General features: G+C 66.8%; 10 protein-coding genes. 8 read left to right on the top strand and 2 right to left on the bottom strand.

From position 1 onward, the window contains the following. Positions 1–123 precede the first annotated feature (123 nt). Together B4920_RS03035 and B4920_RS03040 are read right to left on the bottom strand one after the other, a co-directional pair. A complete protein-coding gene (locus tag B4920_RS03035; protein ID WP_216819728.1) occupies positions 124–597 on the bottom strand; it encodes a hypothetical protein in 474 nt (157 codons plus the stop codon). Between the two features lie 8 nt (positions 598–605). Continuing rightward, entirely contained in the window at positions 606–1,673 is a 1,068-nt protein-coding gene (locus B4920_RS03040) for a hypothetical protein (RefSeq protein WP_079433146.1), read from the bottom strand. A 6-nt stretch (positions 1,674–1,679) separates the two neighbouring features. On the opposite strand from B4920_RS03040, the gene B4920_RS03045 reads away from it, so the two are divergent. The 8 genes from B4920_RS03045 to B4920_RS03080 all read left to right on the top strand — a co-directional run bounded on the left by B4920_RS03045 (position 1,680) and on the right by B4920_RS03080 (position 12,366). Then, positions 1,680–3,488: an ATP-binding protein gene (locus B4920_RS03045; RefSeq protein ID WP_079433147.1), complete on the top strand. Its 1,809-nt coding sequence runs from the start codon at positions 1,680–1,682 to the stop codon at positions 3,486–3,488. Continuing rightward, positions 3,485–4,849, top strand: a complete 1,365-nt coding sequence (locus B4920_RS03050) for a sigma-54 dependent transcriptional regulator (RefSeq protein WP_079433148.1) — start codon at positions 3,485–3,487, stop codon at positions 4,847–4,849. The genes B4920_RS03045 and B4920_RS03050 overlap by 4 nt, the downstream gene beginning before the upstream one ends. Positions 4,850–4,967: 118 nt before the next feature. Then, positions 4,968–5,630 (top strand): TetR/AcrR family transcriptional regulator, encoded by a 663-nt coding sequence (locus B4920_RS03055; RefSeq protein ID WP_079433149.1) that lies wholly within the window; start codon positions 4,968–4,970, stop codon positions 5,628–5,630. Then, on the top strand, positions 5,627–6,772 hold the full coding sequence (locus tag B4920_RS03060; protein WP_254050820.1) for an efflux RND transporter periplasmic adaptor subunit: 1,146 nt from the start codon (positions 5,627–5,629) through the stop codon (positions 6,770–6,772). The genes B4920_RS03055 and B4920_RS03060 overlap by 4 nt, the downstream gene beginning before the upstream one ends. Further along, positions 6,769–9,951 (top strand): efflux RND transporter permease subunit, encoded by a 3,183-nt coding sequence (locus B4920_RS03065; RefSeq protein WP_079433150.1) that lies wholly within the window; start codon positions 6,769–6,771, stop codon positions 9,949–9,951. Before B4920_RS03060 ends, B4920_RS03065 begins: the two co-directional genes overlap by 4 nt. An 83-nt stretch (positions 9,952–10,034) precedes the next feature. Continuing rightward, positions 10,035–10,688 carry a protein-L-isoaspartate O-methyltransferase gene (locus tag B4920_RS03070; protein WP_079433151.1) on the top strand — a complete coding sequence of 218 codons (654 nt, stop codon included), beginning with the start codon at positions 10,035–10,037 and terminating at the stop codon, positions 10,686–10,688. Positions 10,689–10,699: 11 nt separating this feature from the next. Continuing rightward, a complete protein-coding gene (locus tag B4920_RS03075) occupies positions 10,700–11,023 on the top strand; it encodes a rhodanese-like domain-containing protein (RefSeq protein ID WP_079433152.1) in 324 nt (107 codons plus the stop codon). Positions 11,024–11,049: 26 nt separating this feature from the next. Beyond that, entirely contained in the window at positions 11,050–12,366 is a 1,317-nt protein-coding gene (locus B4920_RS03080) for a TolC family outer membrane protein (protein WP_079433153.1), read from the top strand. The last annotated feature ends 41 nt before the right edge of the window (positions 12,367–12,407 follow it).

A 12,407-nucleotide genomic window follows, 5' to 3' on the forward strand; every position in this document is an offset into this window, starting at 1 on the left:
GTCAAGGGGGGCAAGTAATTGATGTGATGAGGAAAATAGGCTTTCTGCGGGGGCGTCAGGGCCTTGCGGAAGGACTGCAAGAACTTGCAGTACTGCAAAAAAGGTAGACAGGGATTGCAGGCGTCAGCGCGGGCAGGGCAGGCCGTCGTCTATCGTCAGCACCACATTCACCCGCTTGTCGGCGAGGCAGACCGGCACGTAGCCGATGGCGCCCGGCGTGGTGGCGATGAGGCGGATCACGGCCTCCTCGGAACTGGCGACGAAGGGCGGCAGTTCGCCATGGAAGTACTGGTCCCGCCAGTAGTCGTCCATTTCCTCCGGCGTATGGCCGAGCACGGCGACGGAGAAGGCTCGCCGGATGTTCTGGCCGGCCGGCAGATTGACTGGTGCAATCCGGCGGCCGTCCGGCCACAGGCGTTTCTTGCGCTTGAAGATCAGTGCCAGCTCGTGCTTGTCCACGTCGCGGATCGGGTAGCCGGGCGTGACGATCACTGCGATACCGGACAACTCGGCGGCGTCGGCCAGGCCGGCGGCACCGAGAAGTAGCGGTGCGAGGCATGCTGCGATGCCGCGGCGCAGGATGGGGACGAAGGACATCAGTGGGCTCAGAACAGCACGCTGATGGAGGCCAGCAGGCCTTCCGGCGTGCCGTCGGGCAAGTGGCTGCCACCGACGACCTCGGCCTTCAGGGACAGGGCCCGGTCGTAGCGGTAGTTGAGGCCGGCGACCCAGTTGCGGGCCGGGTGGTCGGTGCCGTCCAGGCGCATTTGCTCGAAGCGGCCGACGGCGTAGAGGCGGCCTCGCAGTGGCGCCACCACCTGTACGAAGCCGCCTTTCTCGGTATGCGGTGCGCCGGCGCTGGAGCCGCGGTAGATGCCTTCGCCGGAGATCTCCCAGCGATTGTGGGTCCACAGGAAATCCATGCCGGCCAGGCGCTTGCGCTCGCCCCGGGTCTGGTCCTGCTCGAAATCGACGAGGGACAGGCCGACCTGCAGTTTGCTGCTGACCGGCAGGTTGAAGTGCACGCCGCGGGCTTCGGTGAAGGGGTCTTCGGCGGGCTTGCGGCGCAGTTCGGTGCCGGACGAAACGTAAACGGAGTAGTCCATCTCCCGCTCGCCGATTTCGGTCGTGCCCTGCAGCATCACGCCGGTGGCGTAGCCGGGGAAGACCGCGTGGGTCACCATCGGGCGGGACGTGGTCCACACCAGCGGGTCGGCGTGGATCGGGTTCCAGCGCCCGATCGGGGTCAGGAACTTGCCGACGCGTACGGTGGCGGTGTCGTTGACGGTGTAGTCGAAGTAGAAACGCTCCAGGGCCAGGAAGCGCTCTTCGTCCGGGCCGGTGCGCTTGGTCGCCAGGCTTTCCTCGAAGTCGGTCTCCGAGAAGAACTTGAGCCGCCCGCCGCCTTCCCACCACAGCATCAGGCTCAGGTGGTCGGCCGTCACGCGTGGATCGCGGCCGCGAACGTCGTCGTAGCGCGCGGTGGCGTAGCCGCCAACGGTGAAGCCGCTGTCGCCGAGGGGCAGGCCGCGCCCCAGTTCGTAGTTGCCGAGGCGGATCGGCGTCGGGGCTTCATCGCCGTCGTCGGCCCGGGCCTGGGTGTTCAGCAGAAGCAGGGTCGGCAGCAGGGCGTACAGGCAGGCCCGCGCTTTTTCGTATACTCGGCAGTCCATGTCCCGATGCGGTTCTCCGTCGATAACGTGCCCAGACCGGTAACGATCCGCAGCACCCTGCTCAAGGCCTTCGTCGTGGTGGCCCTGGCGCCCGCCATACTTCTGGCCGGCCTGGCGTTTGTCAAGGCGCGCCAGGCCTTGCAGGCCGAGATCGAGCAAAGCCTGGCCAGCCAGGCGGGGGCGATTGCCGCCGACCTGGACAAGGTGCTGTTCGAGCGTCTGCAGAACGCCGCGATCTGGAGTCGCCTGGAGGTCATGCAGGATCTGCAGGTGCAGGACGTGGATCGCCGCCTGTCCGTGTTCCTCGCCCGCCTGCAGGAAGGCTACGGCGGGGTGTATTGGGATCTGTCGGCGTTGGACACAGCCGGGCGGATCGTCGCCAGTAGTCGGCCAGCCGCTTTAGGCCAGGTGATCAAGCATGATCGATCTGACCGGAAAGTGAGCCTGTCCGGCACGCCGCTGGCGCTCAGCCTGCCGGCGCTGGGGGCTGTGGGACCGGCGGCCAGCCTGTCGATCGGCGCGCCTATCCTGTCCCGTTTCGACGATGCGCCCCTTGGCGAACTGCGCCTGGAGTTCGACTGGCAACAGGTGGATGCGATGCTCGACCGGGCCGCCGGCGACGGTCGTACGCTGGCCATCATCGACGGCAGCGGTCGCCTGATTGCGGCATCCCGCCGCCTGCGCGACGGCCTGTCGGCAGACTCCGGGCTGGCGAGCGGATGGGCCCGCATCCCGACGGCGGCCGGTGCTTACGTGCTCGATGCGACGCCGGCCTATGGTGCGACGGTGGCGGTCGGCGTTGGCCGGGCTGCGGCCTTTGGCGGTTTCGAAGGCCTGGGCTGGCGCACATTGGTGATCCAGCCCCTCGACGAGGCGTTGGCGCCGATCCACCGCATGGTGGCGATCGCGTTGCTGCTGCTCGGTGCGCTGGTGGGCGCGACGCTGTTGCTGGCGGCGTGGGTTAGCGGCGCGATCGCCCGGCCCATCGTTGCGCTGACCGAATTCACCCGCCGTTACCGGCGCGATGGCCGTATGGCCGGTGCTCCGCCCGGTGGAGCCGGAGAAGTCGGCGAACTGTCGACGGCCTTCGTGGAAATGGTCGGCCACATCGACGAATCCCAGCGCAACCTGGTGCGGGCCTCCAAGCTGGCGATGGTCGGCGAGATGGCTTCGGTGATCGCCCACGAGGTGCGCACGCCGCTCGGCATCATCCGTTCGTCGGCGCAGATGCTGCGGCGGGAGCCGGGCCTGTCGCCGGAAGGGCGGGAGATGACCGGCTTCATCGACAGCGAGACCGAGAGGCTCAACCGGCTGGTCTCGACGATGCTCGACAGCGCCCGGCCGCGGGTGCCGGTGTTCGTGCCGACCGATGTTCACGGCCTGATCCGCCGCTGTTTCGCGCTGCTTGCGGGCCAGGCGTCCAAGAAACAGGTGGTCTTCGCCGAAGTCCTCGATGCGACGGATCCGGTTGCCGAGCTGGACGCGGAGCAGATGAGTCAGGTTTTTCTCAACCTGATCCTCAACGCGCTGCAGATCCTGCCGGAAGGTGGCACCGTCAAGGCTTTCAGCGTGGATCTCGGCGATGCGCTGGAGATCGGCATCGGCGACGACGGGCCAGGTATTGTGCCTGAAGAGCGTGAGAGGATCTTCGAGGCGTTCTTCTTTCGCCGGGAAGGCGGCGTGGGCCTCGGCCTCGCCATCGTGCAGCAGATCGTCCAGGCCCATGGCGGCACCATCGTGGCGGGGCGGAGCCCCCTTGGCGGTGCCTTGTTCACCCTTCGCCTGCCCCGTCATGCGGGGCCGCACAGCTCATGAACCCGAGTTACATCCTCGTCGCCGACGACGAACCCCACATGCGCCGCGTGCTGGAGATCATGCTGCGCCAGATGGGGCACACGGTCTTCTCCGCCGGTGACGGCCTGGAAGCGCTGGAGCTGGCCCGCCAGAACCCCCTCGACTTGATCATCACCGACATGCGCATGCCGCACATGGACGGCATCACGCTGCTGTCGCGCCTGCGCGAGGAGGGGCTGGCGGTGCCGGTGATCGTCATCACTGCCCACGGCACGGTGGAGTCTGCGGTGGATGCGATGAAGCGCGGCGCCAGCGACTACCTGCTGCGGCCCTTCGACCTGGAGGCGCTGGAGCTGGCCATCGAGCGGGTCCTCGGCTCGGCCCGCATGAGCCGCCAGAACGCCTTCTTGCGGGAGGAGCTGAACCGCGGCTGGGAGGGCTTCGTTGGCACCAGCGCGCCGATGCAAGCCGTCTACCAGCACATCCGCCAGGTGGCGCCGAGCAAGGCGACGGTGATGATCACCGGCGAGACCGGCACCGGCAAGGAACTCGCCGCGCGGGCGATCCATGCTGCATCGCCGCGGGCCGAGCGGCTCTTCGTACCGATCAATTGCGCGGCGATTCCCGCTGAGATGCTGGAGAGCGAGCTGTTCGGCCACGAGAAGGGGGCCTTCACCGGCGCGGTGAAGGAGCGGGTCGGCAAGTTCGAACTGGCCGACGGCGGCACCCTGTTCCTCGACGAACTCACCGAGATGCCGATGGCCCTGCAGGCCAAGCTGTTGCGGGTGCTGCAGGAGGGCACGCTGGAGCGCCTAGGCTCCAACCGGACGATCACCCTCGACCTGCGCATGATTGCCGCCACCAACCGGGACCCGCGGCAGGCGATTGCCGACGGGCAGTTGCGGGAGGACCTGTTCTATCGCCTCAATGTGTTCGCCATCGCGCTGCCGCCGCTGCGCGAGCGCAAAGAGGACATTCCCGGCCTGGTCACCCACTTTGCCGCCAAGCACGGGCGTAGTGGTGCCACGCCGCTGGCGGAGCCGGGGCTTTACGAGCATCTGGCCACCTACGCCTGGCCCGGCAACGTGCGGGAGCTGGAGAACATGGTCGAGCGGGCGCTGGTGCTGGCCGGCGGCGGCACTCTGCGGCAGGTGCATTTCGTCTTCGATACGCAGCCGCCCGTGCCGGCCGTCGGTGCCTCTGACGTGTCCTTGCCCGAAGGCCCTATGCATGAGGTCGTCGAGGCTCTCGAACGGCGCATGATCGAAGCGGCCCTGAGCCGTTGCGATGGCAACAAGACCCGCGCGGCGGCGCAGCTGGGGATCAGCGAGCGAACCCTCTGGTACAAGCTCAAGAAGCTCCGGAGCGACGACGAGGAATAGTTCGGACAGGGGCCGCAAGCCGCTGGCTTGATGCGCGCGTCCAGCTTCTTTCATTTGTCCTTTACTCCGCAGGGCTCTTTGGCTAAATTACTGACCGGTTAGTCAGTAATTCGATGCCATGAGTCCCAACGACCCCATCCGCCGTCAACGCCGCAAGGAAGCCCGCCCCTCCGAACTCGCCGCTGCCGCACTGTCCCTGTTCATCGAAAAGGGCTTCGCGGCGACGCGTCTGGATGAAGTGGCGGCCCGCGCGGGGGTGTCCAAGGGCACGCTGTATCTGTATTTCGACAGCAAGGAAGCGCTGTTCAAGGCGGTCATCGAGGAAGGGGTCGTGCCCTTGTTCGACGAGATGGAGGCCAAGCTGGAGACCCTCAAGGACGACCCTGAGCGCCTGCTCAGGGAAATCCTCCTCGGCTGGTGGGAGAAGGTCGGCATGACCGATCTGGGCGGTATTTCCAAACTGATCATCGCCGAGGCCCGCAACTTTCCGGAAGTGGCCAGCTACCACCACGAGGCCGTCATCGTGCGCTGGATGGCGCTGCTCGGGCGGGCCATCGACATCGGCATCGAGCGTGGCGTGTTCCGCCCGCTGGATGTGCCGACCCTGCGCCAGCTGGTGTTCTTCCCGTTGCTGATGCTGTCCGTCTGGAAGAACTCGATGGCCGGCTGCGTGGCCGGTTGTCCGGCTCCGGGCCTGGTTTCCGAAACGTATTTCGACACTTATTTCGACATGATCTTCCGCGGCCTGCTGGTCGCGCCTCGCGAGGAGTCCCCCCGATGATGCGTAGTCTGGCCCTGAGTGTCCTTGCCGCGGCGCTGCTGGCCGCCTGTTCGAAGCCTGCGCCGGTGGCCGAGGCGCCGCGTCCGGTGGTCGTCCACAAGCTGGCCCTGGCGCCGGTCGCTGTCGGTGCGCTGTATGCCGGCGAAGTGCGGGCGCGCTACGAGTCGGACCTGGCCTTCCGCATCACCGGCAAGATCGTCGAGCGCCGCGTGGACGTGGGGACGGCGGTGAAGCCCGGCCAGGTGCTGGCCCGGCTGGACCCGAGCGATGCCGGCCTCAATGCCGAGGCGGCCCGTGCCCAGCTGGCGGCGGCGCAGAACGAATACGCTTTCGCCAAGGCCGAGGTCGAGCGCTACCGGGATCTGGTCGGCAAGAACTTCGTCAGCCGCAGCGTGCTGGACGCCAAGGAGTCCACCTTCAAGTCGGCCGAGGCGCGGGTTGCTCAGGCCCGCGCGCAGGCCACCGTGGCGGGCAATCAGAGTGCTTACACGACGCTGGTGGCCGATCAGGCTGGCGTGATCACCGCGGTCAGCGCCGAAGTCGGGCAGGTCGTGAAGGATTCCGCCGTCGTCATGAAGCTGGCCCGCGACGGCGAGCGCGAGGTGCTGATCGCGGTGCCGGAAAGCCGTTTGTCGGCGCTGCGCGCCGCAAAGGATGTGGAGATCCGCCTGTGGGCCCAGCCCGATGCGGCACTGCGCGGCAAGGTCCGCGAAATCGCGCCGAGCGCCGACCCGGCTACCCGCACTTACGCGGTGCGGGTGAGCATCGTCGATCCGACCCCAGCGGTGCAGCTGGGTATGACCGCCAACGTGGTGCTGCCGGATGCCAGTGCGGCGGCCGGCGCGCTGCTGGTGCCGGCGACGGCGGTCTTCGAGCATGACGGACGCAGCGCCGTGTGGGTGATGCAGGCCGAAGGGCCGCTGGTCAAGCCCGTGCTGCGCCCGGTGACGGTGCGCCAGTACCGGGAGGACGGGGTGCTGATTGCCGACGGGGTGAAGCCCGGCGAGATCATCGCCGCCGCCGGTGTGCACAAGATCGTCGCCGGCCAGTTGCTGCAACCGGTGGCGCCCAATCAGCCGGCACCGGCACCGGCACCGGCACCGGCTCCGGTGAGCGTCAAGGCCGGAGGGGCCGGCGCGTGAAGCATTTCAACCTGTCCGAATGGGCCCTGCGCCACCAGCCGCTGGTCCGTTACCTGATCGTCGCGCTGGCATTGATCGGCGTGCTGTCCTATCAAAAGCTCGGCCAGTCGGAAGATCCGCCCTTCACCTTCAAGGTGATGGTGGTGCGCACCGAGTGGCCCGGCGCATCGGCTCGCGAAACCGAGGAGCAACTGACCGACCGCATCGAGAAGAAGCTGCAGGAAGTCCCCAACGTGGACTACATGCGCAGCTATTCGCGGCCGGGCGAGTCGGTGGTGCTGTTCGTCGCCAAGGATTCGACGCCGTCCAAGGACGTGCCGGACATCTTCTACCAGGTGCGCAAGAAGATCGGCGACATCAAGGGCACGCTGCCGGCGGGCATCCGCGGGCCTTATTTCAACGATGAGTTCGGTGACGTGTTCGGCAACATCTACGCACTGACCGGCGACGGCTTCGACTACGCCCGCCTGAAGGCCGAGAGCGACAAGATCCGCGCCGAGCTGCTGCGGGTGCCCAACGTGGCCAAGGTGGACCTGATCGGCGAGCAGGAGCAGCGCATCTACGTGGAGCTGTCCAATACCAAGCTCGCCACCCTCGGGCTGGATGTGCAGACGGTGACCGACGCGCTGGCGCGCCAGAACGCGGTCGCCCCCGGCGGTTACTTCGAGACCAGGGTCGAGCGCATTTACCTGCGCCCGAGCGGCGCCTACGACACCGTCGAGGCGATCCGCGAGACGCGCATCCAGGCCGGCGGGCGGGAATTCCGTATCGGCGACATCGCCACCGTCGCGCGGGGCTTCGTCGAGCCGCCGGCGCCGCGCTTCCGCTTCCGCGGCCAGGACGCGCTGGGCCTGGGCGTGTCGATGGCCAAGGGCGGAGACATCATTGCGCTGGGCGACGACCTGAAAACCACCGTGGCGCGCATTCAGTCCCAGTTGCCGGTCGGCCTTGAGCTGAAAGAGGTGGCCAGCCAGCCGGAGGCGGTGCAGCGCTCGGTCAGCGAGTTCGTACATTCCCTGGCCGAGGCGGTGATCATCGTGCTGGTGGTGTGCTTCTTCTCGTTGGGTCTGCGTACGGGCCTGGTGGTGGCGCTGTCGATCCCGCTGGTGCTCGGCGTGACCTTCTTCGGCATGCGCCTGTTCGACGTGGGTCTGCACAAGATCTCCCTGGGCGCGCTGATCCTCGCGCTGGGCCTGTTGGTGGACGACGCGATCATCGCCGTCGAGATGATGCTGGTGAAGATGGAGCAGGGCTGGGAGCGCTCCAAGGCTGCGGCCTTCGCCTATACCAGCACGGCCGGCCCGATGCTGTCCGGCACGCTGGTGACCGTAGCCGGTTTCCTGCCGATCGCCACCGCTCAGTCCTCCACCGGCGAATACACCCGCTCGATCTTCCAGGTGAATGCGATCGCGCTGCTCGCTTCATGGCTGGCGGCAGTGGTGGTGGTGCCCTACCTGGGCTACGTGCTGCTGCCCGATCCGCGGGCGCCGAAGAACACCAGCTGGTTCGCGCGCCGCTTCCCGCGCCTCGAGCGTTTCAAGGACCGCATCGGCCTTGGCGACCCGCACGTGGAAGGGGACGAGGATGCGGTGTTCCGTACGCCTTTTTACAACCGTTTCCGTGCCGTGGTGGATTGGTGCGTGGCCAAACGCTGGGTGGTGATTGGCACCACGCTGGGGATCTTCATTGTGGCGATCGTCGGTTTCGGCCTCGTGCAGCAGCAGTTCTTCCCCAACTCCACGCGGCTGGAACTGCTCATCGACCTGCGCCTGCCGGAAGGCGCCAGCCTGCGTGCGACCCAGGCCGAGGCGGAGCGGCTGGAGCGCATCCTCGACAAGGAGGACGGCATCCAGAACTACGTGGCCTATGTGGGTACTGGCAGCCCGCGCTTCTACCTGCCGCTGGACCAGCAGCTGCCGGCCGCCAATTTTGCCCAGTTCGTGATCCTGACCGACAGCATCCCGGCCCGGGAGGCGCTGCGGGAGCGCATGATCGAGCTCTTCAAGCACGATTTCGCCAACCTGCGCGCCAACATCACGCGGCTCGAAAACGGCCCGCCGGTGGGCTTCCCGGTGCAGTTCCGCGTCGATGGTCCGGACATTGCGACGGTGCGGCACTACGCCGCCGAGGTCGCCGGGGTGATGCGCGGCAACGCCAGCCTGTCCGACGTGCAGCTCGACTGGGACGAGCAGTCCAAGGTGTTGAAGGTCGAGGTGGATCAGCACAAGGCGCGCCTGCTGGGGCTGTCTACGCAGGATGTGGCCAATTTCCTGAATACGTCCCTGCGCGGTCTGGCGGCGACCAGTTACCGCGAAGGCATCGAATCGATCGACGTGGTGCTGCGCGGCGATGCCTTCGAGCGCAACAAGCTGTCCCTCGTCGCCGAACTGGCGATCCCGACCCGCAGTGGCAAGTCCGTGCCGCTGGGCCAGGTGGCGACGGTCAGCTATGCCTTTGAACAGGGCCTGGTGTGGCGTCGCAACCGGGAGCCGAGCATCACCGTGCGCGGCCAGATCTACGACAGCCGCATTCAGGCGCCGACCGTCACCGCCCAGGTGGAGCCGCTGCTCGAACCGATCAAGGCGCGGCTGCCGGCCGGCTACCGGATCGAGACCGGGGGCGCGGTGGAGGAGAGCGCCAAGGGGCAGAGTTCGGTCAATGCCGGTTTCCCGCTGTTCTTCGCGGTGGTGTTCACGGTCCTGATGGTGCAGCTCAACAGCTTCTCGCGGACGGCGATGGTGGTGCTGACCGCGCCGCTGGGGCTGATCGGCGTGGTGTTGTTCCTGCTGCTGTTCAACCAGCCCTTCGGCTTCGTCGCGATGCTCGGCACGATCGCCCTGTTCGGCATGATCATGCGCAATTCGGTGATCTTGGTGGACCAGATCGAGCAGGACATGCACAAGGGGTTGCCAGCATGGAACGCCATCGTCGAATCGGCGGTGCGCCGCCTGCGGCCCATTGCGTTGACCGCGGCGGCGGCGGTGCTGGCCATGATCCCGCTGACCCGCAGCGCCTTTTTCGGGCCGATGGCGGTGGCGATCATGGGGGGGCTGATCGTCGCCACGCTGTTGACTCTGCTGTTTGTGCCGGCCCTGTACGCCGCGTGGTACCGGGTGAAGCCCGTGCCGCCGGCGGGCGGACGTGCTACGGATGATCTGCGCAGTGCACAAGTGAGCTAAAATCCGAAAGTTTTTTCGCAACCAATTCAGGCATGCAGATCATCAATATTAGCTTGTGCTAATATTTATCCGGGAGTCACACAATGAATTTCGAACAAGCACGATTCAACATGGTTGAGCAGCAGGTCCGCCCCTGGGAGGTTCTGGACTTCGGCGTCCTCGACCTGCTGATGAGCGTTCGCCGTGAAGAGTTCGTGCCGGAAGCGTACAAGTCTCTGGCCCTGTCGGAAGCCGAGATCCCCCTCGGTCATGGCGGCAGCATGCTGGTCCCGGTGATCGAAGGCAAGATCCTGCAGGCCATCCAGGTCAAGCGTTCCGACAAGGTGCTCGAAGTTGGTGCCGGTTCCGGCTACTTCGCTGCGCTGCTCGCCGCCAAGGCCGACTGGGTGCGCACCGTCGACATCGAGCCGGCGCTGGTCAACATGGCTCACGACAACCTTAAGCGCTACGGCGTCGAGAACGTCATCGTCGAGGAAGGCGATGCCGTGCGCGGCTGGGCCAGCAGCGCGCCCTACGACCTGATCGTGCTGTCCGGCGGCGTACCGCAGATCGCCGACTCCCTGCTGGAGCAGGTCAAGGTTGGCGGCCGCCTGTTCGCCTTCGTCGGCGAAGCGCCGCTGATGACCGCTACCCTGGTGACCCGTGTGTCCGAAAGCCAGTTCCGCACCGAGTCGCTGTTCGAAAACCTTGTTCCGGCGCTGCGCAATGCGCCGCAGAAGAGCCACTTCACCTTCTGAGTACAACCCTGATGAATCACATCACCCCTCCGCAGCTGGCCGAATGGCTGCAGGACGAAAGCCGGCCGGCGCCTTTCCTGCTCGACGTTCGGGAGCCTTCCGAATTCCAGTACTGTGCCATTCCGGGCTCGGTGCTGATGCCGATGGCCAGTGTGCCGGCGCGCATGCAGGAGCTGGAGCCGGATGCGGAGATCGTGGTGATCTGCCATCACGGCGGCCGCAGCATGCAGGTGGCGATGTTCCTGGAACGCCAGGGCTTCACCAACCTGATCAATCTGGCCGGCGGGGTTGCCCAGTGGGCGGCCCAGGTCGACCCGAGCATGCCCCAGTACTGAGCGGTCGAACAGGGACGGAGCACGGCATGAAGCGTCTGGTGGTGGCAATGGTGGCGGGGCTGCTGGCGGTGGGTGCGTCGGCAGCGGATCTGGAACAGGTCTATCGCGATGCGCTGGCCTACGATGCGTCGCTGGCCGCGGCCCGGGCCTCGCTGGCCGCCGGGCAGGAAAAGCTGCCGCAGGGCCGTGCCGGTCTGTTGCCATCCATCGGCCTGTCCGGCAACACGACCTGGAACGACATGGACCCACGCCGTCCGGCCGGGTCTTCCATCGGCTTCAACAGCCACGGCTGGCAGGTGCAGCTGACTCAGCCGCTGTTCCGCTGGCAGAACTGGGTGCAGTTCAAGCAAGGTGAGGTGCAGGTGGCGCTGGCCGAGGTGCAGTTCCGGCAGGTGCGCCAGGATCTCGCCTTGCGCGTCGCCCAGGCCTATTTCGATGTGCTGACCGCCCAGGACGTGCTGGCGGCGGCCACTGCCCTGCATCAGGCCAACAGCCAGCAGCTCGAACTGGCCAGGAAGAGTTTCGAGGTGGGCACTGTCACCATCACCGACGTGCATGAGGCCCAGTCCCGGGCCGACCTGTCGTCGGCGCAGATGATCGCCGCCGACAGCGACCTCGCCGTCAAGCGCCACGCGCTGTCGGTGTTGACCGGCAAGGACACCGATGGCCTCAAGAGCCTGCGCAAGGGCGTCACGCTGAGCCGCCCTGAGCCCGGTGACATCCAGTCCTGGGTGGTGGCATCGGAAGGGGGCAACCTGTCCGTGCAGGCCGCTCAACTGGGGGTGGAACTGGCCGGGCGTGAGGTGGAGCGCAACCGCGCCGGGCATCTGCCGACGGTGGACCTGGTGGCCAGCCGCGGCAATACCGTGTCGTCGACGGCCGCCTTCATGCCGACTGCGCCGGTCCGCTACGACATCGATTCGACGGTGATCGGCGTGCAGGTGGCGGTGCCGCTGTTCCAGGGCGGGGCGACCAGTTCCCGCGTCCGCGAGACGATGGCTTTGCGCGACAAGGCCGGCGCCGATCTCGACAACGCACGCCGCAGTTCCGCGCAGGGCGCCCGTCAGGCCTACCTCGGCGTAACCAGCGGCTTGGCCCAGGTGAAGGCCTATGAGGCGGCACTGGTGTCGTCTACCTCGGCCCTCGACGCCAACAAGCTCGGCTACGACGTCGGCGTGCGCATCAACATCGACGTGCTGAATGCCCAGAGCCAGCTTTACGACACCCAGCAGCGGCTGGCCAAGGCCCGCTACGATACGTTGCTCGCTCAGCTGCGCCTGAAGGCCGCGGCGGGCACCCTCGGCGACGAGGACATCAAGGCGGTGAACGCCTTGCTGGACTGAACTACCCGGCATCCGGGCGAGGAACGGCCGCAGCAGCGGCC

The sequence above is a fragment of the Zoogloea sp. LCSB751 genome (assembly GCF_002028455.1).
Classification (GTDB): Bacteria; Pseudomonadota; Gammaproteobacteria; order Burkholderiales; family Rhodocyclaceae; genus Zoogloea.